This window comes from Streptomyces sp. NPDC032822, from assembly GCF_055578825.1.
This window is the reverse complement of record NZ_JBVIOL010000010.1, coordinates 1-21,349: the sequence shown is the minus strand read 5'-3', so window position 1 is coordinate 21,349 and position 21,349 is coordinate 1. Positions and strand designations below refer to the sequence as shown.

The window sequence follows — 21,349 nt, the reverse complement described above, 5'->3', positions numbered from 1 at the left end:
CCGTGTATGACGCGCATCGGGATCACCGGGCATCAGGGCCTGCCCAGGGCGGCGGTCTCCTACGCCACGGAGAGGATCCGTGAACTCCTCGCCGGAGCCGCGGCACCGCTGATCGGCTACAGCAGCCTCGCCGAAGGCGCGGACCAGCTCTTCGCACGGGAGGTGCTCTCGGCGGCCGGGTCCCTCCATGTGATCGTCCCGGCGAGCGGCTACGAGGGCACGTTCCCGGAGTCCGGCCGGAGCGCCTATCTCTCGCTCCTCGACCAGGCGGCGGAGGTGACACGTCTGCCGTATCCGGCGCCGGGCGAGGAAGCGTATGACGCGGCGGGCCGATGGGTCGCACGCCACTGCGAGGTGCTGATCGCGGTGTGGGACGGGCAGCCGTCTCGCGGCCTGGGCGGCACCGCCGACGCGGTGGCCCACGCGCGGACGCTCGATCGCACCGTGCACGTCATCTGGCCACCGGGGGTACGCAGAGACTGATCCCGGTGCCGCGGACGCGTCTCACAGCACCCTCCGGTGAGCCAGCTTCCAGAAGTAGCGGCCCATGCTGGTCAGATAGACCTCGCCGCTCTCCAGGGCGACCCAGTAGTGATCGCGTCGGCCGTCCGTGGTGACCAGGTTGGCGTTTCGCAGCCGCCCCAGATAGTCGAACTGCTGCTGTTCGGGTGTGCCGGTCACGCCGGGCGGCAGCGGCCGGCCCTCGCCTTCGTGTGCCGGGGTGAGCCGCACCCGGCTGTCCGCGGTCGGGAAGTGGTTCGGCAGTTTCCTCAGCAGGTCGGCGTCGAGCCAGGGCGGGCCGAATCGCATGACGACGGAGTCGGTCAGATTCGTCTTGAGGACAGGACGCTGCTGCCACGCGTCGAAGGCCGGACTGATGTACCCGTAGAGGCTGAGAGCGGTCACTTTTCCCAGGTGATCCGTAGCACCGCCCTCAAGCCCTTCGAGGAGAATACGAGTGAAGGCTCCGTGCCCATCCGATTCCTTGGAGGACTCCGTGCCGCGGCTTGCCGCGAGTATGGTGACGTTCTCCCGCAGAGTGCTTTTATTGAGGCGGAAACTTTCCGCGACACCCGCCGCCTGGTATCCCGGCGCGTTTCCCAGATCACCGCTGAAACAGCAGTCGAGGATGAGCGTCACACTGCGCGCCGGGGAATCGTTGGCCAGAGTGATCAGGTCGTTCATGGATACGCCCAGGTTGTGTGCCGTGGCGTCCTGGGTGACCAGATCGGCTCCCCAGACCGTCTGCGCTCCGTGACCGGCGAAGTAGAACAGTAATTCGGTGTCACGCGAGTTGGCGAAGAGGTGGGTGAGGGCCCGTCGGAGGCTGTCGCGTGTGACGGCGGGGCCGTCAACCGCACCGGTTCTCAGCTGGGTGCGCCAATTCGGGCTGCCGTCGGCGTGGAAGGAGAGTAAGTCGTCCAGGGCTGTCGCGTCGGCGACGCATCCTTCCAGCGAACCGCCCGACGGATAGTGGTCGATGCCGACAAGAATGGCTCGCTTCATGCATTCTTACCTTCTCCCAGCATCCGGGGAAAGCGCCGGGGGCCCTCATGATCTCCCGTAACCCCAAAAACCCCAAGAAGAGGATCTTCGGGATCACACTCTAGAGCCGGGGCCTCGGATGCGTTTCCCTTTCCCCAAGATCTGTTCGCGCTTTCCACTCCCTGCCGCCTGCCGTCGCCTCTCCTCGCCACTCCGGCCTCTCCCGCACCGCGCGCTCACGCGTCGCCGGGTCAGCGCCCGTACGTTTCCGGCGGAACTCGTCCCGGCGTCTGGCCCCACGTCGTCAGACGTACGTACTTCTTCCGGGGAGACGGGCCTGTTCCGGTCGTTCCCCCTGCTTCACCACCACGCCGACCTAGCGTCATTCCTCACGAGGGAGTGCGCAGCGGCTCACGCCCCGGTCCCGTGACGACGAGGCGCAGAGGCGGACCGTGCACACCAGAGCCACGACAGGTCGCCCTCACGGCAGGACGCCCCTGCCCCCGCTGCTGTGTCTCCTGTTCCTGTTCCTCCTGGCCGGTGTCACCGCTCCGCCCGGTGCCCGGGCCGCGACGCCCGCCGAGCGCCCGGGCACCGCGACCGGTGACGCCACTCCGGCCCTCTCCTCGCTGCTGATCGGGGACCCCGGGCTGGGCCCTTCGCAGCGGCTGGTGTCCGAAGGGCCCTGGGAGGGGGAGACGGAGACGAAGTGGCTGATGAGCGTGTGCGAGAGCCGGCAGCGCACCTGGCGTTCGCGGAGCGGCGAGGAAGCGCAGGCCGTGGTGTGGCGCTGCCCGGACGCCAGGGACGCGGACACACTCGTGTGGTTCGACATGTTCGACCCCGACTTCTTCGCCGGCCCGACGAACCTGCGCTCCCTGCCCGGCGTCTGGCTCACTCCCGAGGTGCGCTACGTCAGCGGTGCGCGCAGTCGTACGGCGCTGTTCGCCCAGGGCAACCGAGCGGTGCGGGTGTCCTTGCGGACGCCGGCCGGAGGCCGCCTCGGCGCCTTGTCCGAGCGGGTCACCGCAATGGCCGCGCGGCAGACCGGACTTGTCCCCGGCGAGCGGGCCGAACTGAACCAACCGGAGTACACCAAGGGGACGGTGGTCCTGCTCACGGTGCCCGCCGTGAGCTATCTCGTCTACATCCTGCCCTGGCGGATGATCCGCACCCGGCACGTCTGGCGTCGTTACCGCGTCCGGCGTGGGGACCCCGCGTGGCGGGACGTGTCCCGCGATGCCCTCAAGCTGGCCGTCCTGGTCCGCGTTCGGGCGGTGTTCCGCGTGTTCGGCTTCTTCGTGCTGTTCCTGCTCGTCGCCACCCGGAACCTGACCGTCGACCCGGTGGTCATGCTGGCCATCGCCTTCGTCGGGGGCTGGCTGCTTCCCGGCCGCAGCCGCCTGTTGAGGCGGGCGTGGCAGCCGCGCCCCGTGCGCGGTCGCTGGGACGTACGCGGCAGGCACGCGTGGTGGGTGCGGGCCTGTGGTCTGGCGAGCCTCCTGCTCTACGCGGCCGGCCTCGCCCTCTTCTTCCTCTTCTACGTCGCCCAACTCTCCGGCCTCGGGGCCTCCCCCCTGATCGACGGCGGTCTGCCCAGCGCCCGATACCTCCAGGTGCAGTCCCTCGGGCATCTGATGGTCTACCTCGTCCTGGCGGTCGTCGGCCTCGGCGCGGGCGGCGCGGTCATCGTGATGTCGGCCCTTCTGATGCTCGGTGGAGTGCTGGTGCGCAGGCGGGGGCGTTCCTACGCGTTGAGGGACGCCGAAGCCGCCCAGCAGGAGAGCGCCGAGCCGCCCGTGCTCTATCTGCGCAGCTTCACCGACGACTCGGCCACGATGCCGTCGAGCGCCATCGCGCGGACGAGCGTGCTGGAACGTGCCAGTTTCGCCTGGCGGCAGCCCTTCGAGGAGATCACGGTCCGACATGTCTGGGCGCTGGGGCCGGTCATCGCCGCTTCCCATCCCGCGGACAACAGGAGCAGGTCCGACATCGGCGCGGCCCGCATGAAGCTGGGCGAGAACTGGCAGGCGGAGATCGAGGCCAAGGCGCTCGCCTCCCGGCTCGTCGTGGTGGGCGCCACCCCGGAGGCCATCAACGAGGGCCTGCTGCAGGAGCTGGAGATCCTGGACCGGCACCCGTCGATCCCCGTCGCTCTGGTCCTCGCGCCACTGCCTCGGCGTGAACTGTGCGCCCGCTGGCACGCGTTCATCGACGCCACCCTCACGCTCGGCGGCCCCCGAACCGGCAGCCGGTCGCGCTTCGAGGGACTGCGTGCGCACCGGAACGACGTGAGCGGTGCGCTGGTCCTGCTCAACACCGGGGGCACCGAGTGGCGCGCCTGGGGAGCCCGCAGGCGTACGGAGTTCACCTTCGCGATGGCCTGGGGCGAGGCCCGCGACGCTCTCACCGCCGGCAACCACTGACATCGGAAGACGGGGGTCGCGTCATGCGGTCGTATCGGGTGCGTTGGGCCGCGTGGAGAGCACTGTCCGTCCTCGCGCTCGTCCTCATGGCCATGGCCGTCCTCTGGCACCGCGAGGTCGTCCCACCGCCGGTGAAGCCGGTCGTTCCGCCCTACTCCACCCCCGTCGTCGAGCGGAAACTCCTCGCCACCTCCGACCTGCCCTCGACCGGGGGGAGCTTCTGGCTCCCCCTGCAGGACGGCCCTCCGGACACCGGCCTGTTCGTCGGCACCGGCCGACTGAGGGCCGACTTGCGGCGTCTGACGGTCGCGGGGGCCTGGCAACGCACCTGGGAGTCCGCCGACGCCAGGGAAACCGTGCTGCTCAGAGCGCTGGAAATGCGTCGGGCCGCCTTCGCCCGGACACAGGCGACGCAGTCCTGTTCCCCGGAAACGGACCTGCGGGTGGCGGGGGCCGACGAGGCGGGATTCCTCATCCGTGACGCCGACTACTCCACCGCCTGTGCGTCTGTGGTGCGGGGGCGGACGGCGGTGGTCGTTCTCGTCCGGTCCAGCCGTGCCGAAGCGCCCAAGGTCACCGAGGGGATGCTCAGGGATCTGGTCCGACTGCAGGAACCCCGGGTGCCGGTGCTGCCCGACCTCCCGGCGGCGAACTGGCGCGACACCGACACCCGCACGGCGCTCAACGCGGAAGCGATGAGCGCGGCCATCGGACTCCCCCTGTTCCTCGGGCTGCTGGCCCTCCTGCGCGATCCCGCCAGCTGGCGTCGCCTTCGATCGTTCGGGACTCTCCCCCGTCGGGACGGGGTCTTCCGAGTGGACCGGCTCGTGAGCATGCGGCTGGCCGTCGGTACGGCGGCGGTCCTGGTCCGGTTCTGCGTGTACGCCTGGACCGTTCGCCTCACCGAGATGCTCTATCTGGGCGTCTGGGCCACGGTCGCCGTCGCCCTCGCCGCCGTGGTGGGTGTCCTGGTCGTCGAGTGGCTGTTCCGCAGACGTCGTGCCGACCGGTGGCGACCGGCCGTGTTCCGGGGACGCGGGCGGATCCTGGCCGCCCTCGGCTCACTCTGCACCGCACTGATCGCCGGCGGTGGAGTGCTCCTGGTGGTGTTGGGGTCGGATCTCCAGGCGATGGGCATCAGCCCGGGTTCGTCGGACTACGTGGCCACCGGACTCGGGGGCCTCATCAGGGTGTTGGGCGTCGTGGTCGTGCTCCTCGCGCTGGTGCCCTTCATGCTGGTGAGGCGGCTGGGGATGCGGTACCTGCGGCAGCAGGTCGAGCGGGACCAGCGCCCCCCGACCCTCATGCTGCGCTCCTTCGCCGACGACCGCCGCACCCTTCGGGCTCGCCGCCTGGACCGCGCGTCGGTGGTCGAGCGGCTCTGCATGCGTCGCTTCGAACGCTTCGAGGAAGTCGCGGCCTCCGCCCTGGCCGTGCACGGTCCGGTCGAGGCGCTGAGCCAGGTGGGGGAGAGACTGCCGCCGCCACTGGGAGCGGCACGGCGCAGTTTCTCGATGGACGACTGGCAGGACGGGGTGCGCGCACTGATCGCCCGATCGCAGCTCATCTGTGTGACGGTGGGCCGCTCGGAGTCCCTGCAGTGGGAGATCCGCCAGATCAGGGCAGCCGGCGCCCTGGGACGGGCCATCTTCCTCCTGCCTCCCACCGGCCGCCGCGAACAGCGTCTGCGGCTGGCGGCACTCGGCCAGACGCTGGGCATCGAGTGGGGCGTACTGGACCGGGCCCGCCCCGGCACCGAGGTCCTGGCCGTCACCTTCCCCTCCGGCTCTCCGGTGATCATCGCCGCACGAGCCCCGAACGACGTCGGTTACGAGGCCGCCGTCGAGATCGCCGCGCTGGCCGTGACCGCCATGGAGCCCGCGTCGTCGGCCGACGTCCGCGAAGCGGTACGCGCCTACGCCACCTTCGCGCGGCGAGCCGGCAGCGAAAGCGGGCAGCGGAACCCCCGCGCGACGCGGCCGGCTCCCCCGGTCCTGATCCACGCGCCGGGCAAGGCACCCATGTTCCGCCCGTGGTGGCGCCGGTGGTGGCAGGTGTGGCCCTGGGTGGCCGCGGGCGTCATTCCCGTGGTCCTCGCGCTGGCGTTCGGCACGTCCCGCGACAACGACTCGGACACCGTGCGGTACAACGCCCCGGTGACGGGCATCGCCCAGGACGAGACCTCGGACACCGACTACGCGGTGGTCGACGGCCACTCCCTGTCCCGGTTGGACTTCGGCCGGAGCACCGGTCACACGGTCGCGCGCGTCGACGCGTACATGGACGAGGTCGTCGTCCGAGGAACCGCCGCGTACTACCTGTCCGTGCGGTCGGGTGACGTCGGCCGGGTCGATCTGCGGACCGGACACACCCTGTGGACGAAGTCCGCGGGCGCCGGTGCGCGCGCCCTCGCGCTGGCCGACGACCGGGTCGTGGTGGTGTCCCCTGCCGTCGGCAGGGTCGACGCCCTCGCGGTGAAGGACGGCCGACGGGTGGCCAGGCGGTCCCTCGCGGGTGCCCCGTACGGCATCACCGAAGCCGACGGGCGCCTCTTCGTCAGCCTCGCCCGACGGAACCAGGTGGTCGAACTGGCCGCCGACGACCTGCGTCCGGTGGCCCGCCTGAGCGTCCCCGAAGGCCCGCTCCAACTGATCACCCGGGGCGAACAGGTGTGGGTGCGCTCGGTGTTGGACCATGTCCTCCAGGCGGCCGTGACGCCGACCGGCGACGCGGACGCCGGGAGAGGGCTGCTGCTGAGCGACCAGCACGCCCGCGTCTCGGGCAACGGAGCGTGGCTCGCCGTGCAGGGCATGGAACGGGTGACCGTGCTGCGGCCCGACGGAACCCTGCGGCGGATCCCCCTGCCCGACGCCGCGTTCCTCGCCCTGCTGGTCCAACGCGACGGGGCCGTCGTCGTGACCTACGAGTCCGGCCGGGTCACCCGGCTCCACTGACCGAGGCGGCCCGAGCCCTTCACGGGCCGTAGCCGGCCCCGAAGAACGGGTCGGTCTCCCGGCGGCCCGGCCGAAGGACACGACTCACCGGTGGGAGGTGGTGCGTGGGGAGGATCGGACGCCGATGTCCCGACTTGACCGTAGCCGGTCCTCCCCGCAGGCCGGCCGCCGTCCCACGGCCACCGGGAGTTCACGTCCCCCACACAGCATGCGCGTCATGAACCGTGTTCCGCCCGCCCTGGCCACCCTCGGCCTCGCCGCGCTCCTCGTCTCCGCGGCCCTGCCCGCCCAGGCCACCACCGCCACCTCCCCCGTCACCTCCGTCGCCGCCCCCTCGGACAGCACGAGCTACGGCACGAAGGCCACGTACACCCCCGGCCGGAACGCCCGCGCCTACCAGCGGCCGCCCACCGGCTTCACCCCCGTCCTCACCGAGAACGTCTCCCGGCACGGCTCCCGTGCCGCCACCGACAGCTCCGACGGGGACCTGGTCCTCGCGCTGCTGACCAAGGCCGCCGGCGAGGGTGAACTCACCGCCAAGGGCAGGCAGTTGAAGCCCAAGGTGCGGGCACTGCTCGATGCCATGAGCAGCGTCGGGTACGGCGAGCTCAGCGCGCGCGGGAAGCGGGAGATCCAGCAGACGGCCGTCCGGATGGAGAAGCGGCTGCCGGGGCTGTTCGACCGGATCGCCGCGGACAAGGAGCCCATCGACGTCGTCAGCTCCGGGCAGGGGCGGGCCGTCGACAGCGGGAACCTCTTCGCCGCCGCCCTCGCCGGCACCGACCCGGCGCTGAAGCCGCTCATCGGGACGGCCCGCACCGACAAGGACCTCCTCTACTTCCACAAGGCCGACGGCGGCGCCGCGTACCGCGACTACCTCGCGAACGACCAGCGGCTGGCGAGCACGCTGAAGAGCATCACCGACCAGCCGGCCACCCACCGCGCCGCCGACAACGTACTGAGGAAGCTGTTCAGGACCGGCTTCGTCGACGGGCTCTCCGCGGACGACCGGGTAGCCGCCGCCGAAGCCGTCTACCACCTGTACGCCATCGCGCCCGCCATGAGCGAGGAGAGCCCGGGCGGCAGGGGCTGGGGCCTGGAGAGGTTCATCGCGCGGCGCGACGCCGACTGGTTCGGGTATCTCAGCGACGCCGAGGACTTCTACGAGAAGGGGCCGGGCTTCGCCGACAGCGACATCACCTACAAGATGGCCGGCGTGCTGCTCGACGACTTCTTCGAGAAGGCCGAGGCCAAGCGCGACGGCACCAGCGACCTGGGCGCCGAACTCCGGTTCACGCACGCCGAGGAGATCATCCCGCTGGCCGCGCTGATGAGCCTGCCCGGCAGCACGAAGGGCGCCACCGCCCAGCACCCCTACACCTACGCCGACAACCCCTGGCGGGGCGCGTCCGTGGCCTCGCTCGGGTCGAACATCCAGTGGGACGTCTTCCGCAAGGGCCACACCTACCTGGTGCGGATGCTCTACAACGAGAAGGAGACGGCGTTCCGGGCGGGCTGCCGGCCGATCGCCAAGGGCAGCACGTTCTACGACCTGAACGAGCTGGAGCGCTGCTTCGGGCGTACGACGTCGTAGTCCCCGTCCGACGTCCCGTCCGACGCCCCCCTGTCCGGCATCCCCCGCCTCACGCCCCGCCGACCGTGAACCCGATCACCGCCCCGCCTCCCGCCCGCCGCTCGGCGAACGGGGCTCCCCCGTGCGCGAGCGCCACCTCCCGCACGATGGACAGGCCGAGGCCCGAGCCGGGCAGGGAGCGGGCGTCGGCGGCGCGGTAGAAGCGGTCGAAGACCCGGATCAGGTCGGGGCCGGCGATACCGGGCCCCCGGTCGAGGACCTCGACCCGGACGGTGCCGGGCCGGGCCGGGCCGCTGACCCTGATCTCGATGGGCGCGGTGCCCTCGCGGTCGAACTTGGCCGCGTTCTCGACGAGGTTGGAGAACGCGCGCTGCAGCATCGCCGGGCGGCCGTCGGTCGTGGTGTCGCCGCTCGCCCGGACCAGGACCGGCCGTCCGGTACGGCGACGGGCCAGCCCGGCGACGTCCTCGGCGATGTCGGCGAGGTCGACCCGCTGGGGCGGCTCGGTGTCGGACTGCCCGGCCGCGAGGTCGACCAGTTCGTTGACGAGGTCGGTGAGTTCACGGGCCTCCTGGCCGAGGTCGGCGACCAGCTCGTCCCGGGTGGCCGGGGGCAGTTCGTCGATGCGGCGCAGCAGGGAGATGTTCGTACGGAGCGAGGTGAGCGGTGTGCGCAGCTCGTGGCCCGCGTCCTGGACCAGCCGGCGCTGGTCCTCCTCGGACTGGGCGAGCCGGCCGAGCATACGGTCGAAGGCGCGGCCGAGCCGGCCGACCTCGTCGTAGCCGGCGACGGGTACCTGGATGCCGAGGCGGCGGGTGCGGGCGACGTCCTCGGCGGCGGAGGTGAGGATCACCAGCCGGCGGGTGATGCGGCGGGCCAGCCACCAGCCGAACAGGCCGGCCGCGACGACCACCGCGGCCATGAGGATCAGCGTCCGCTGTTGCAGGGCCCGCAGCAGGTCCTCGGTGTCGCTGAACTCCTGCGCGACCTGGACGGCACCCCGACCGCTCTTGGCGTCGTCCTTCCCGTCGCCGCCCTCACCTCCGAGTGCGACGGTCGCGATGCGGTAGACGTCGTCGCCGACGTCGACGTCCTTGTGCTCGATCATCGTCCCGGCCACCGGGTCGGCGGCGATCCGCCGGTCGCCGGCGGTGACCGGCAGCCCCGGCCGGCCGGGGTCGGCGACGGTGCCGTCCGGCACGAGCACCTGGACGTCGGTGCGGGCGGGCCGGACCAGGTCGTGGCCGGGCTCGGCGGAGGAGAAGTCGTCGGGGGTCATCCGGTGCGTGCGCACCTCGTCGCGCAGATCCTGCACGACCTGGTCGAACACGGACTCCTGGTCGACCCGGACCAGCCGGGCGGCGGCACTGTAGGAGAACACGCCCACCAGCAGGGTGACGGCGGCGGTGACGGCCGCGAAGGACACGGCGAAGGTGGTCCGCAGCGACAGGAGCCGGGGTCTGCGTCGCACCAGCAGCCGCCGGAGGCGGCCCACCGCTCAGTCCTCCCGCAGCACGTAACCCACACCGCGGACCGTGTGGATCAGCAGGGGTGCCCCCGGCTCGTCGAGCTTGCGGCGCAGATAGCCGACGTACACGGCGAGGTTCTTGGAGCCCGGCCCGAAGTCGTAGCCCCAGATCCGGTCGTAGATGGTGGAGTGGTCGAGGACGATGCCCGCGTTGCGGACCAGCAGTTCCAGCAGCTCGAACTCGGTGCGGGTCAGCTCCAGCTCGCGCCCGCCGCGCCAGGCCCTCCGCGCCTGTACGTCCATCCGCAGCCCGGCCGCCTCGACGCGCCCCTCGGAGACCTCCGGCACCGGCTGCGGCTTCGGCGCGCCGGACAGCGCGGCGACCGGCCCGGTGCGGCGCAGCAGCGCGCGCAGCCGGGCGAAGACCTCCTCGACGTCGAAGGGCTTCACCACGTAGTCGTCGGCGCCCGCGTCCAGGCCGGCGATCCGGTCCTGGGTCTCCACGAGCGCCGTGAGCATCAGGATCGGCGTGCTGTCGCCCTCGGCGCGCAGCACCCGGCAGACCTGCAGTCCGTCGATCCCGGGCATCATCACGTCCAGGACCAGCACGTCCGGCGGACTCTTGTGGGCCTGCGCCAGCGCCTCGACGCCGTCGGCGACCGCGGTGACGGAGTAGCCCTCCAGGGTCAGGGCGCGCTCCAGCGCATGACGGATGGCGCGGTCGTCTTCGGCGAGCAGCACAGTTCGGGGCACGCCCTCAGTGTGCCAAGGCCTCCGGCGGTTGGGCCGGGCGAGCGGTCATGCGGTCACCCTTCTTACTGGGATCTCACCGTCACAGCCGACTGCCCGGCCCCTCCGGAGGCGGTCCGGTCACACCCGCAGCGCCGCGAGCCGCTCCTCGAAGGGCACCACCGCGTCGAACCCGTCGGCCCGCTTCGGGACACCCCCGGCCGACGCTCCGCCCGTCAGCCCCGTCAGCCCGGTCATCAGCGCCACCAGTTCCCCGGCCGCCCGCTCGATCCGCCCGTCCAGCCCCTCGGCACCCCAGTCCTCGGAGGCCGCGTACACCCCGGTCGGGACGACGACGGCCCTCAGGTGGGCGAAGAGCGGACGCAGCGCGTGGTCCAGCACGAGCGAGTGCCGGGCCGTACCGCCGGTGGCCGCGATCAGCACCGGCCTGCCCGCCAGCGCGTCCTTGTCGATCACGTCGAAGAACGACTTGAACAGCCCGCTGTACGACGCCGAGAACACCGGCGTGACGACGATCAGCCCGTCCGCGCCGGTCACCGCGTCGAGCGCGGCGGCCAGCTTCTTCCCCGGGAACCCGTTGGTGAGGTGGTGGGCGATCTCCACGGCGAGGTCGCGCAGCTCGACGACCTGGAGGTCGACCGGGCTCTGCCGGCCCACGGCGGCGGCCAGCCGGTCGGCCAGCAGCCGCGTGGACGACGGAACGCTCAGTCCGGCCGAGACGACGACGAGCTTCATTCGGACGTCACTCCCTTCGAGGCGTTCGCGTCCTTCGAGGAGGCCGCGAGCAGGGACTGGTGGGTGGGCGCCTCCGGCACCCCGGCCGGACGCCGCGCGGCGAACTCCTTGCGCAGCACCGGCACGACCTCCTCGCCGAGCAGGTCGAGCTGTTCGAGGACGGTCTTCAGCGGCAGTCCGGCGTGGTCGAGCAGGAACAGCTGGCGCTGGTAGTCGCCGGCGTAGTCGCGGAAGGCGAGGGTCTTCTCGACGACCTGCTCCGGGGAGCCGACGGTCAGCGGGGTCTGGTCGGTGAAGTCCTCCAGCGACGGCCCGTGTCCGTAGACCGGCGCCTCGTCGAAGTACGGCCGGAACTCCCGCACCGCGTCCTGCGAGTTCCGCCGCATGAAGACCTGGCCGCCGAGCCCGACGATCGCCTGCTCCGGGGTGCCGTGCCCGTAGTGGGCGTACCGGCTGCGGTAGAGCTCGACCATCCGCTTGGTGTGGTCGGCCGGCCAGAAGATGTTGTTGTGGAAGAAGCCGTCGCCGTAGTACGCGGCCTGCTCGGCGATCTCCGGCGAGCGGATGGAGCCGTGCCAGACGAAGGGCGGTACGCCGTCCAGCGGGCGGGGCGTGGAGGTGAACGACTGCAGCGGCGTACGGAACTTGCCCTCCCAGTCGACGACGTCCTCGCGCCACAGCCGGTGCAGGAGGGCGTAGTTCTCGACGGCGAGGTTGATGCCCTGCCGGATGTCCTGGCCGAACCACGGGTACACCGGGCCGGTGTTGCCGCGCCCCATCATCAGGTCGACCCGGCCGTCCGCGAGATGCTGGAGCATCGCGAAGTCCTCGGCGATCTTCACGGGGTCGTTGGTGGTGATGAGCGTGGTGGAGGTGGAGAGGATCAGCTTCTCCGTCCGCGCCGCCACATAGCCGAGCATGGTCGTCGGGGACGACGGCACGAACGGCGGGTTGTGGTGCTCCCCGGTCGCGAAGACGTCGAGCCCGACCTCCTCGGCCTTCAGCGCGATGGCGACCATGGCCTTGATGCGCTCGCGCTCGGTCGGCGTACGCCCCGTGGTCGGGTCCGGCGTGACGTCGCCGACGCTGAAGATCCCGAACTGCATGGTCGCTCACCCTCCAAAGTTGTTGACCGTTCAACTATACCTCGGGAACGACCCTACCGCCGCAGGTATTCCCCTGTCCGGGCGCCCTGCCCGAGCGCCCCTGTCAGTACCCCGTCCTACGCTTTCGGTATGGCCCCCGTACGCCGCGACACCCGAGGCATCGTCGACGCCGCGGAGCTCTTCACGCACGTGGACTTCCGCCGTGTCGAGCCCGCCGAGCCGCTGCGCCGGTATGTCGAGCAGTACTGGCTGATCGACTGGGACCTCTCCGAGCCGTACGTCTCCCAGGTGGTCCCGCACCCCTCGGTCAACATCGTCTTCCAGCGGTTCGAGGGCCAGGACCCCTTCGTCGAGGTGGCGGGCGTACAACCGGGCCTCTTCACCCAGAAACTGGGGGGCCGGGGCCGGGTGTGCGGCGTCAAGTTCCGGCCGGGCGGCTTCCGCCCCTTCACGCCGGAACACCCGGTGACGGAGTGGACGGGCCGCCGGGTCCGCTCCCCCGAGGTCCTCCCCGGCACCGACCCGGCGACGATCCTCGCCCCGGACGACGAGCGGGCCCGCATCGCCGCCCTGGACACCTTCCTCCTCGCCCTGGACCCCCGCCCCGACCCGCAGGCCGACCTCGCGACGGCCCTGGTCGACCGCGTCCGCACCGACCGCACGATCCGCCGCGTCGCCGACTTCGCCCACGCCGAGGACATGTCCGTACGGCTGCTCCAGCGGCTGTTCGCCGCGTACGTCGGCGTCGGCCCGAAGTGGGTGATCCTCCGCCACCGCATCCACGAAGCCCTGGAGCGCGCGGAGACGGAGGAGGACCTGGACTGGGCAGCCCTGGCCGCCGACCTCGGCTACGCCGACCAGGCCCACCTGGTCCGGGACTTCACGGCGACGGTGGGGGTGCCGCCGACGGCGTACGCCCGCACCCAGGCCGCGCGCTGACCGCACCCCGAAAAACTTCCCGGAAAAAAACTCGGCCGCCCTGTCACACTCCCGCCGCGCCGCGCGTCAACCCGGTGAACCCGAGATCGATCACCACCCGGGTCCGATCCCGCATCACCGAGGAGCACACCATGTCCGTCGCCCACATCGTCGTCACCCTGCTGGCCGCCGCCATGGCCGGGTACTCCGGATTCGTCGTCCTCACCCGGGCCCAGTGGATCGTGCGGGCCCTGACGGACTACCGGGTGCCGCAGACCTGGTGGCCCTGGCTCGGGACGGCGAAGGTCGCCGGGGCGGCGGGACTGCTGGCCGGCCTCTTCGTACCGGTCCTCGGCATCGCCGCCGGGACCGGCCTGGTCCTGTACTTCACCGGCGCGGCCGTCACCGTCGCCCGGGCCCGCTGGTACTCCCACATCCCGTTCCCCCTGGTGTACGCCGCCCCGGTGATCGCCGCGATGACCCTGGGCGCGCTGGCCTGAGACAGCGGACCCTCACACCTCGCCCGCCCGCAGCCGCGCGATCTGCGCCGCGCCGAACTCCGTCGTACGCCTCATGTGGTCGACGATCAGGGCGAGTCGGGAGTCGTCCAGGTCGTCGAAGAGGTCGTACCAGCCGCCGCCCAGCCGCTCCCACACCCGCCCGAACTCGACGATCCGCTCCGGCACCGTCGCCACCAGCACCCGGCGCCGGTCGGCCACGTCCCGCTTCCGCACGACGTACCCCGACCGCTCCAGACGGTCCACCAGGCGGGTCGCCGACCCGGTCGTCAGCCCGGTCAGCTCGGCGACCCGGCCGGTCGTCACCGGACCGCCCTCCAGCGAGAGCAGGTTCAGACACTGCAGGTCGGTGGGGTGCAGCCCGAGGTGGTCGGCGACCGCCTGGTTGAACAGGGCGTACGCGGCCATGTAACGGCGCGAGACGGTCGTCAACTCCTCCAGCAGCCGCCCACGCGCCCCACCCGCCGCCGCCCCGCCGCCCGCCATCCCGTCCACCTCTCCGCCACGCCGCTGCGCCGCTGCGCCGCGCAGAGATCGTACGCCGCACCCCCCGACACCCGCTCAGCACTCAGCACTCAGCACTCAGAAGTAGTACTCGTCCCCCGTGTCCAGGACGAGCACCCGCTGCCGGTCGTTGCTCCGGTCGCGGTCCACCACCCCGCCGTTCCACATCGTGTCGATCTCCAGCAGCACCTCCGACGGCTCGCCGCGCAGCCGCACCCCCAGCTCGACCCGTTCCCCCAGCCCGTCCGCGGCCAGTGCCCCGACCCGGCACAGCACCACCCGCGGCCCGGACCGGGCACACCCGTCCGGCAGCGTCTGCCGAAGCTCCAGCGGCTTGGACCAGCGCAGCCGCACCGTCGCGTCCGGCACGGCGGACGGCCCGTGGTTGCGCGGTGTGAGCCGCACGTCGACCATGCCGGAGGCCATGGCCGCGGACCCGTGATAGGCGAGGTCGGCCTCCGGCACCCCGTCGTGGGCGACGGCGACTCCCGGTGTCACCCCGCCCACCGCCGCCGCCGTCACCACCGTCAGCGCCACGGCACCCCACACCGCGCGCCCCCGCAGAACCCGCTTCCGCATGCCACCACTCCTCAGTCAGCCGTCAGCCGTGGTCGTACGGGATGTATCCCACGCACGGCCCACCCCAGGCGCAGCCCATCAGGTGACACCCGCCCCTCCGGGCCCGCGTGAAAGGCTGACGCGCATGCTCGTTCTCCGCTCCGCCGCCCTCTTCGTCGTCGCCGCGCTCTTCGAGATCGGCGGCGCCTGGCTCGTCTGGCAGGGCGTGCGCGAACACCGCGGGTATCTGTGGATCGGCGCGGGGGTGCTGGCCCTGGGCGCGTACGGCTTCGTCGCCACTCTCCAGCCCGACGCGAACTTCGGCCGCATCCTCGCCGCGTACGGCGGTGTCTTCGTCGCCGGTTCCCTGCTCTGGGGCATGGCCGCGGACGGCTACCGCCCGGACCGCTGGGACGTCACGGGCGCGCTGGTCTGCCTCGCCGGCATGGCACTGATCATGTACGCGCCCCGGAGCGACTGAACGGCGACCACCGGGCGCCGGAGAACCGCCCGACCGGCCCCCACACGCACCCGCACCCCACCCGCCACACCCGTACCCGGCCCACGCACCCGACCCCCGCCCGGCAAGGCCGCCTATCCTGACGGAAGTCAGCCCCGCGTACGTCCGAGGAGCCCTCATGCCCACCGCCGCCCCCTCCGCCGCCTCCCGCATCGCCGTCGTCACCGGTGCGAGCAGCGGAATCGGCGCCGCCACGGCACGCCGCCTCGCCGAGGCCGGCTACCGCGTCGTCCTGACCGCCCGCCGCAAGGACCGCATCGAGGCGCTGGCGGAGGAGCTCAACGCGGCCGGCCACCAGGCCACCGCATACACCCTCGACGTCACCGACCGCGCCGCGGTGGACGAGTTCGCCTCGGCCTTCAAGGCGATCGGCGTGCTGGTCAACAACGCCGGCGGAGCCCTCGGCGCCGACCCGGTGGCCACCGGCGACCCCGCCGACTGGCGCACGATGTACGAGACGAACGTCATCGGCACCCTCAACCTCACCCAGGCCCTGCTCCCCCGGCTGGACGCGAGCGGCGACGGCACGATCGTCGTCGTCTCCTCGACCGCCGGCCACGGCACGTACGAGGGCGGCGCGGGCTATGTCGCCGCCAAGCACGGCGCCCACGTCCTCGCCGAGACCCTCCGTCTGGAGATCGTCGGCCGCCCGATCCGCGTCATCGAGATCGCCCCCGGCATGGTGAAGACGGACGAGTTCGCCCTGACCCGCTTCGCCGGCGACCAGGCGAAGGCGGAGAAGGTCTACGAGGGTGTGGCCGAACCACTGACGGCCGACGACGTGGCCGACACCATCGCCTGGACGGTCACCCGCCCCAGCCACGTCAACATCGACCTCCTGGTCGTCCGCCCCCGCGCCCAGGCCTCGAACACCAAGGTCCACCGCGACCTGTGATGCCGGGCGGCCCGGCGGACGAGGAGCCGAACAGGGGCGCCCCGTAAGGGCCCGTCCCCGTCCCCGTAAGGTCCCACCCCGTGGACAGACACCTACCGTTCTCCCGGCTGCACAACTTCCGCGACCTGGGCGGCTACCCGACGCCGGACGGACTCCGCGTCCGCCCGGGCCGGCTCTACCGCGCCGACTCCCTCGGGAAGCTGAGTCCCGGCACATCCGACTGGGACCGCTTCCTGTCCCTGGGCATCCGTACGGTCATCGACCTCCGCCACCCGTGGGAGGCCGACGGCCAGGGCCGTGTCCCGGAGCACCCGTCCCTCGCGTACCACAACCTCAGCATCGAGCACCGCCCCTACGACCAGCCGGCGTTGACCCCGGACATCGATCCCGGCCCCTATCTGGCCGAGCGGTACCTGGAGGTGGCGCAGGACGGTACGAAGGAGATCCGCAGGGCGCTGGAGCTGATCGCGGAAGCGGACGCGCCGCTGGTCTTCCACTGCGCGTCGGGCAAGGACCGTACGGGCCAACTGGCCGCCCTGGTCCTCGGGTTGCTGGGAGTCCCGGACGCCACGATCGTCGAGGACTTCAGCCTCACCGAACTCGCGGCCCCGGCCCTGCTGGCCGACTGGACCGCGCGCAACGACGGCCGGGTCCCGACCTGGCCGGCCTTCGGCAGGGCTCCCGCGCCGGCGATGCGCCTGTTCCTGACCGCCCTCAGGTCCCGCCACGGCTCGGTCGAGTCCTATGTCTCCGAGGCCCTGGGCCTGAACCCGGACATCCTCACCGACACCCTCCGCGGCAAGTTCCTGGAGCAACCCCCGTCCGTCCAACCGGAGTTGACCTACCGCAAGGCCACCCCGGACGAAGCGGGCCTCCTGGTCCGCCTCCGCGACACGGCCGCCCTGTGGCAACTGGCCCGCGGAATCACCCAGTGGCTGCCCGGCGAGAAGGACGAGACCCACTTCCGCACCCGCATGGCGGAGGGCGAGGTCTGGCTGACCTACGCCGGCGCCCATCTGACAGGCGCCTGGGAACTCTGGTGGGACGACCCGTCGGCCTGGGGCCCCCGACCGCCGGACGCGGGCTACATCCACCGCCTGATGACCACCCCGCACACCTCCCCACCGGGCACCGGCCGCCGCATGCTGGCCGAGGCGGAATCCCGCATCGCCACCACCGGCCGCCCCTACGCCCGCCTCGACTGCCTCTCCTCCAACGCCCACCTCCGCACCTACTACGAGTCGGCCGGCTACACGGTCGTCGGAGAGCAGGCCAAGGGGGGCGGAACGGGCAGCCCGTACGCGGTGACACTGCTGGAGAAACGACTGCGGTGACGGAACCCGAGAGGGGGGCGGCGCACCCGCGCCGCCCCCCTCTTTCTCGCCCTGTCTAACCCTTCACGCAGACGACCTGCTTCAGCTTCGCCACGACCTCCACGAGGTCTCGCTGCTGATCGATGACCTGCTCGATCGGCTTGTAGGCGCTCGGGATCTCGTCCACGACACCGGAGTCCTTACGGCACTCCACGCCCCGCGTCTGCTCCTCCAGGTCCTTCGTCGAGAACCGGCGCTTCGCCGCGTTGCGGCTCATGCGCCGACCCGCGCCGTGCGAGGCCGAGTTGAAGGACTTCTCGTTGCCGAGACCCTTCACGATGTACGAACCGGTGCCCATCGAGCCGGGGATGATCCCGTACTCGCCGGCCCTGGCGCTGATCGCCCCCTTGCGCGTGACGAGCAGGTCCATGCCCTCGTAGCGCTCGCGGCTCACATAGTTGTGGTGGCAGCTCACCTCGGGCTCGAAGCTCACCCCGGCCTTCTTGAACTCCTTGCGGATCACGTCCTTGAAGAGGGCCATCATGATCGACCGGTTGTACTTGGCGTACTCCTGAGCCCAGTAGAGGTCGTTCTGGTAGGCCGCCATCTGCGGGGTGTCCGCGACGAAGACCGCGAGGTCCCGGTCGATCAGCCCCTGGTTGTACGGAAGCTTCTGGGCCACGCCGATGTGGTGCTCGGCCAGTTCCTTGCCGATGTTCCGGGAACCGGAGTGGAGCATGAGCCACACCGAGCCCTGATCACTTATGCACACTTCTACGAAATGATTTCCGGATCCAAGCGTTCCCATCTGCTTTTCGGCCCGACTGTGACGGAACTTGACCGCCTCCGCCACCCCGTCGAACCGCCCCCAGAAGTCGTCCCACCCCGCGGTGGCCAACCCGTGGAACCGCCCGGGCTCCACGGCCGAGTCGTGCATACCCCGTCCCACCGGAATGGCCTGCTCGATCTTCGACCGCAGCCGCGACAGATCCCCGGGAAGATCGTTCGCCGTCAGTGACGTCCTCACCGCCGACATCCCGCACCCGATGTCCACCCCCACGGCCGCGGGGCAGACCGCCCCCCGCATCGCGATGACCGATCCGACCGTCGCGCCCTTTCCGTAGTGCACGTCCGGCATCACGGCCAGGCCCTTGATCCACGGCAGGGTCGCCACGTTCCGCAGCTGCTGGAGCGCGCCCTCCTCGACGGTCGCCGGGTCGGCCCACATACGGATCGGAACCTTCGCGCCCGGCATTTCCACGTACGACATATCGTCCTCATTCCCCCGGAATCACAACAGAAGTCTCGCAACGCAAAACCGGCGCCAAGATCGACGTAAGGGACAACGGACCGGCATCCACGGCCATGCGTGCGATACACATTGTCTGCAGGGCACGCCCCGGTGCGGCAAGCGATTAACCAGCGGGGACACTGAAGGACCGGCACGGAGCCCTGCGCCGAGCCACACCCGGACCCACGGCACCGAGCCACCGTCGAGAGGAGCCTGACCGTGCAGCGGAAGGCCTACGTACCCGGCGTCGCCGCCCTCCTCGCGGCCCTGCTGGCCGGCTGCACCGGCAGCTCGGACAACGGCGGCAGCACGGACGACTCGAACCCCGGCGAGGCCGGCACGACATCCGCCGCCGCCCAGCCGGGCAAGTACCGCACCCTCCCGGAACCCTGCGAGGCGGTAGGCCAGAGCACCCTCGACTCCCTGCTGCCCGGCATCAGGCAGCTCACGGACGAGGAACAGCGCGACAAGGCCTACTCGGGCGAGGCCACGGGCACCTTCGACACCGACCGCAAGGTCGGCTGCCGTTGGAAGGTGCAGTCCACGGACGCCACCGACCATCTGCTCATCGCCTTCGAGCGCGTGGTCTCGTACGACAACTCGGTGAGCGACGACACCCAGGCGCAGCAGCTCTTCGCGACGAAGCAGGAGGCGGCCGACCTCCCCGAGCCGACGACCAGCTCCGGCACCCCGTCCGACACCGACACCGGGAGCCCGACCGGGAGCCCCACGGCCACCCCGACCGACGCCGCCTCCGCATCACTGTCCCCCTCCTCCTCGGCCTCGTCCTCCTCCTCGCCGGGCACCGCCTCCCCCTCCGACTCGACGTCCGCGACTCCGGCCGACCTCCAGCCCCGCATCCTCGACGATCTCGGCGACGAGGCGTTCCTGGACGACGCGTTGAGCAGTTCCGGTTCGACGGCCCAGCAGCGCACGGTGACTGTGGCGTTCCGCACGTCCAACGTGATCGTGACGATCGAGTACGAGGAGCAGCCGGCGACGATCGGCGTGACCCCGGACAGTGAGGAAATGCAGGACAAGGCCAGGAAACTGGCGGCTCAGCTGGCCGACGTACTGGCCGGTTAGGGCCCCTTCACACCGCTCTCACGCCCGCGCACAAAGCGGGCCGATCGAAGCCGCACAACTCCCTCACCGCGTACCGTGGCCCCTCGGACCAGATCCGACGTCAGGAACCACAAGCGTCATGAGTGAAGGAACCATGCAGCGACCAGCACAGGTAGACCAGCGTGACGAGCGAGACCAGCGGGCGAAGCGCCGCCACCGCGTTCTTGTCAGTGCGGCCGCAGTCCCCGTGATGCTGATCGCCGCCGGCTGCTCCTCGGGCTCCGGCTCCGACTCCGGCTCCGACGACACCGGCGGCAAGAGCGCGGACACCTCCGCGTCGGCGTCCGCGAGCCCCTCGCCGACGGTGCAGGCGGCGGCGTACAAGTCGCTCCCCAAGGCGTGCGGGGTGTTCTCGAAGAAGACCCTGGGCGAACTGGTGCCGAAGGCCTCGAAGTCGGGCAAGCAGGGCACCTCGGACGATGTGTCGACCCGGGGCAGCTGCTCCTGGAGCAGCCTCGACAACAACGGTGTGAAGGGCTCGCAGTTCCGCTGGCTGAACGTCTCGCTGCTCCGCTTCGAATCGGACACCTCGCGGGGCTCGGGCGCGGACCAGGCGCAGGCGTACTACGAGCAGCAGCTCCAGGACGCCCAGTCGGTGGACGGCGCGAAGAACGCGAAGTCGAAGTCGGTGACCGGCACGGGTGACGCGGCGACGACGGTGACGTACGACCTGAAGAAGAAGGAGGGCTCCTTCAGGCAGCAGACGGTCGTCACGCGCGTCGAGAACGTGGTCATCAGCCTCGACTACAACGGGGCGGGCCTGGCCGGCGAGAAGACGCCGAGCGCGGCCACACTGACGAAGCGCGCGGAGAAGGCCGCCAAGGAGGCGGTGTCGTCGGTGTCGTCGGCGAACGGCGAGGGCGCGGGCAGCGGTTCGGGCGCGAGCGCGTCCCCGTCCGAGTCGGCGTCGAAGCCTCCGTCGAAGTCGGCGTCCAAGTCCGCGTCGCCGTCGGCGTCCGCGACCAAGTCGGCTGCGAAGAAGAGCTGACGAACAACTACCGGCCACCCGTGCGCCGCACACATGTGCCACTCTGTTGCGCGCAACAACACGCATCGGGAGGGGAGTACGGGTGGCCGCGCCACTACAGCTGACACGGATGCACCGGATTCTGATCGGCGTGGTCGTCGCCGGTGCGGTCGTCATCGCCGGGATCGGCTTCGCCGGTTCGTACGCGGCGGTCCGTGAGCT

Annotated in this window: 19 protein-coding genes; 11 read left to right on the top strand and 8 right to left on the bottom strand. The window is 71.2% G+C overall.

Features of this window, described 5'->3' with window-relative positions; translation table 11 throughout:
- The first annotated feature begins 6 nt into the window (after positions 1-6).
- Positions 7-483 (top strand): hypothetical protein, encoded by a 477-nt coding sequence (locus ACZ5VD_RS26785; RefSeq protein WP_468547771.1) that lies wholly within the window; start codon positions 7-9, stop codon positions 481-483.
- A 21-nt stretch (positions 484-504) separates the two neighbouring features.
- On the opposite strand, the gene ACZ5VD_RS26780 is transcribed toward ACZ5VD_RS26785, so the two are convergent.
- Complete coding sequence (locus tag ACZ5VD_RS26780) at positions 505-1,506, bottom strand: caspase family protein (RefSeq protein WP_468683576.1); 1,002 nt, start codon at positions 1,504-1,506, stop codon at positions 505-507.
- A gap of 431 nt (positions 1,507-1,937) precedes the next feature.
- Between ACZ5VD_RS26780 and ACZ5VD_RS26775 the strand changes: the two genes are divergently transcribed.
- The 3 genes from ACZ5VD_RS26775 to ACZ5VD_RS26765 all read left to right on the top strand — a co-directional run bounded on the left by ACZ5VD_RS26775 (position 1,938) and on the right by ACZ5VD_RS26765 (position 8,459).
- Positions 1,938-3,911: a hypothetical protein gene (locus ACZ5VD_RS26775; protein WP_468683574.1), complete on the top strand. Its 1,974-nt coding sequence runs from the start codon at positions 1,938-1,940 to the stop codon at positions 3,909-3,911.
- Positions 3,912-3,934: 23 nt separating this feature from the next.
- Positions 3,935-6,865 carry a hypothetical protein gene (locus tag ACZ5VD_RS26770; protein WP_468683573.1) on the top strand — a complete coding sequence of 977 codons (2,931 nt, stop codon included), beginning with the start codon at positions 3,935-3,937 and terminating at the stop codon, positions 6,863-6,865.
- A gap of 217 nt (positions 6,866-7,082) precedes the next feature.
- A complete protein-coding gene (locus ACZ5VD_RS26765) occupies positions 7,083-8,459 on the top strand; it encodes a histidine-type phosphatase (RefSeq protein WP_468683572.1) in 1,377 nt (458 codons plus the stop codon).
- A gap of 49 nt (positions 8,460-8,508) precedes the next feature.
- Here the strand turns inward: ACZ5VD_RS26765 and ACZ5VD_RS26760 are convergent, their stop codons facing one another.
- The 4 genes from ACZ5VD_RS26760 to ACZ5VD_RS26745 form a co-directional block, all read right to left on the bottom strand.
- Positions 8,509-9,954, bottom strand: coding sequence for a sensor histidine kinase (locus tag ACZ5VD_RS26760; protein ID WP_468683571.1), 1,446 nt, complete (start codon positions 9,952-9,954; stop codon positions 8,509-8,511).
- A gap of 3 nt (positions 9,955-9,957) precedes the next feature.
- On the bottom strand, positions 9,958-10,668 hold the full coding sequence (locus tag ACZ5VD_RS26755) for a response regulator transcription factor (RefSeq protein WP_468547857.1): 711 nt from the start codon (positions 10,666-10,668) through the stop codon (positions 9,958-9,960).
- A gap of 129 nt (positions 10,669-10,797) precedes the next feature.
- Positions 10,798-11,412, bottom strand: coding sequence for an FMN reductase (locus ACZ5VD_RS26750; protein WP_468683569.1), 615 nt, complete (start codon positions 11,410-11,412; stop codon positions 10,798-10,800).
- Entirely contained in the window at positions 11,409-12,518 is a 1,110-nt protein-coding gene (locus ACZ5VD_RS26745) for an LLM class flavin-dependent oxidoreductase (protein WP_468683568.1), read from the bottom strand. Before ACZ5VD_RS26745 ends, ACZ5VD_RS26750 begins: the two co-directional genes overlap by 4 nt.
- A 129-nt stretch (positions 12,519-12,647) precedes the next feature.
- Here ACZ5VD_RS26745 and ACZ5VD_RS26740 point away from each other — a divergent pair, with 129 nt between their 5' ends.
- Positions 12,648-13,457 (top strand): DUF6597 domain-containing transcriptional factor, encoded by an 810-nt coding sequence (locus tag ACZ5VD_RS26740; protein ID WP_468683567.1) that lies wholly within the window; start codon positions 12,648-12,650, stop codon positions 13,455-13,457.
- A 131-nt stretch (positions 13,458-13,588) separates the two neighbouring features.
- Positions 13,589-13,936, top strand: coding sequence for a DoxX family protein (locus tag ACZ5VD_RS26735; RefSeq protein ID WP_468547780.1), 348 nt, complete (start codon positions 13,589-13,591; stop codon positions 13,934-13,936).
- A gap of 12 nt (positions 13,937-13,948) precedes the next feature.
- Here ACZ5VD_RS26735 and ACZ5VD_RS26730 read toward each other — a convergent pair whose 3' ends face one another.
- Together ACZ5VD_RS26730 and ACZ5VD_RS26725 are read right to left on the bottom strand one after the other, a co-directional pair.
- Positions 13,949-14,440, bottom strand: a complete 492-nt coding sequence (locus tag ACZ5VD_RS26730) for a MarR family winged helix-turn-helix transcriptional regulator (RefSeq protein WP_468683565.1) — start codon at positions 14,438-14,440, stop codon at positions 13,949-13,951.
- 96 nt (positions 14,441-14,536) lie between these two features.
- Positions 14,537-15,037 carry a hypothetical protein gene (locus ACZ5VD_RS26725; protein ID WP_468547782.1) on the bottom strand — a complete coding sequence of 167 codons (501 nt, stop codon included), beginning with the start codon at positions 15,035-15,037 and terminating at the stop codon, positions 14,537-14,539.
- Between the two features lie 124 nt (positions 15,038-15,161).
- Between ACZ5VD_RS26725 and ACZ5VD_RS26720 the strand changes: the two genes are divergently transcribed.
- The 3 genes from ACZ5VD_RS26720 (at position 15,162) to ACZ5VD_RS26710 (ending at position 17,765) form a co-directional block, all read left to right on the top strand.
- Entirely contained in the window at positions 15,162-15,497 is a 336-nt protein-coding gene (locus tag ACZ5VD_RS26720) for a YnfA family protein (RefSeq protein WP_468547783.1), read from the top strand.
- Between the two features lie 157 nt (positions 15,498-15,654).
- Positions 15,655-16,431: an SDR family NAD(P)-dependent oxidoreductase gene (locus ACZ5VD_RS26715; protein ID WP_468547784.1), complete on the top strand. Its 777-nt coding sequence runs from the start codon at positions 15,655-15,657 to the stop codon at positions 16,429-16,431.
- Positions 16,432-16,511: 80 nt separating this feature from the next.
- Positions 16,512-17,765, top strand: a complete 1,254-nt coding sequence (locus ACZ5VD_RS26710) for a tyrosine-protein phosphatase (RefSeq protein ID WP_468683564.1) — start codon at positions 16,512-16,514, stop codon at positions 17,763-17,765.
- A gap of 55 nt (positions 17,766-17,820) precedes the next feature.
- Here the strand turns inward: ACZ5VD_RS26710 and ACZ5VD_RS26705 are convergent, their stop codons facing one another.
- Positions 17,821-19,014 carry an RtcB family protein gene (locus ACZ5VD_RS26705; RefSeq protein ID WP_468683562.1) on the bottom strand — a complete coding sequence of 398 codons (1,194 nt, stop codon included), beginning with the start codon at positions 19,012-19,014 and terminating at the stop codon, positions 17,821-17,823.
- Between the two features lie 240 nt (positions 19,015-19,254).
- On the opposite strand from ACZ5VD_RS26705, the gene ACZ5VD_RS26700 reads away from it, so the two are divergent.
- Positions 19,255-20,121: a DUF3558 domain-containing protein gene (locus tag ACZ5VD_RS26700; protein WP_468683560.1), complete on the top strand. Its 867-nt coding sequence runs from the start codon at positions 19,255-19,257 to the stop codon at positions 20,119-20,121.
- Positions 20,122-20,239: 118 nt separating this feature from the next.
- Positions 20,240-21,148 (top strand): DUF3558 domain-containing protein, encoded by a 909-nt coding sequence (locus tag ACZ5VD_RS26695; RefSeq protein ID WP_468547788.1) that lies wholly within the window; start codon positions 20,240-20,242, stop codon positions 21,146-21,148.
- Positions 21,149-21,349: the final 201 nt, after the last annotated feature.

Excerpts from the sequence above, each read along its gene's own strand:
- ACZ5VD_RS26785 (WP_468547771.1), top strand. The coding sequence starts at position 7 with ATGACGCGCATCGGGATCACCGGGCATCAGGGCCTGCCCAGGGCGGCG.
- ACZ5VD_RS26780 (WP_468683576.1), bottom strand. The coding sequence starts at position 1,506 with ATGAAGCGAGCCATTCTTGTCGGCATCGACCACTATCCGTCGGGCGGT.
- ACZ5VD_RS26765 (WP_468683572.1), top strand. The coding sequence starts at position 7,083 with ATGAACCGTGTTCCGCCCGCCCTGGCCACCCTCGGCCTCGCCGCGCTC.
- ACZ5VD_RS26735 (WP_468547780.1), top strand. The coding sequence starts at position 13,589 with ATGTCCGTCGCCCACATCGTCGTCACCCTGCTGGCCGCCGCCATGGCC.
- ACZ5VD_RS26720 (WP_468547783.1), top strand. The coding sequence starts at position 15,162 with ATGCTCGTTCTCCGCTCCGCCGCCCTCTTCGTCGTCGCCGCGCTCTTC.
- ACZ5VD_RS26705 (WP_468683562.1), bottom strand. The coding sequence starts at position 19,014 with ATGTCGTACGTGGAAATGCCGGGCGCGAAGGTTCCGATCCGTATGTGG.
- ACZ5VD_RS26770 (WP_468683573.1), top strand. The coding sequence starts at position 3,935 with ATGCGGTCGTATCGGGTGCGTTGGGCCGCGTGGAGAGCACTGTCCGTC.
- ACZ5VD_RS26725 (WP_468547782.1), bottom strand. The coding sequence starts at position 15,037 with ATGCGGAAGCGGGTTCTGCGGGGGCGCGCGGTGTGGGGTGCCGTGGCG.
- ACZ5VD_RS26745 (WP_468683568.1), bottom strand. The coding sequence starts at position 12,518 with ATGCAGTTCGGGATCTTCAGCGTCGGCGACGTCACGCCGGACCCGACC.
- ACZ5VD_RS26750 (WP_468683569.1), bottom strand. The coding sequence starts at position 11,412 with ATGAAGCTCGTCGTCGTCTCGGCCGGACTGAGCGTTCCGTCGTCCACG.
- ACZ5VD_RS26730 (WP_468683565.1), bottom strand. The coding sequence starts at position 14,440 with ATGGCGGGCGGCGGGGCGGCGGCGGGTGGGGCGCGTGGGCGGCTGCTG.
- ACZ5VD_RS26695 (WP_468547788.1), top strand. The coding sequence starts at position 20,240 with ATGAGTGAAGGAACCATGCAGCGACCAGCACAGGTAGACCAGCGTGAC.
- ACZ5VD_RS26740 (WP_468683567.1), top strand. The coding sequence starts at position 12,648 with ATGGCCCCCGTACGCCGCGACACCCGAGGCATCGTCGACGCCGCGGAG.
- ACZ5VD_RS26715 (WP_468547784.1), top strand. The coding sequence starts at position 15,655 with ATGCCCACCGCCGCCCCCTCCGCCGCCTCCCGCATCGCCGTCGTCACC.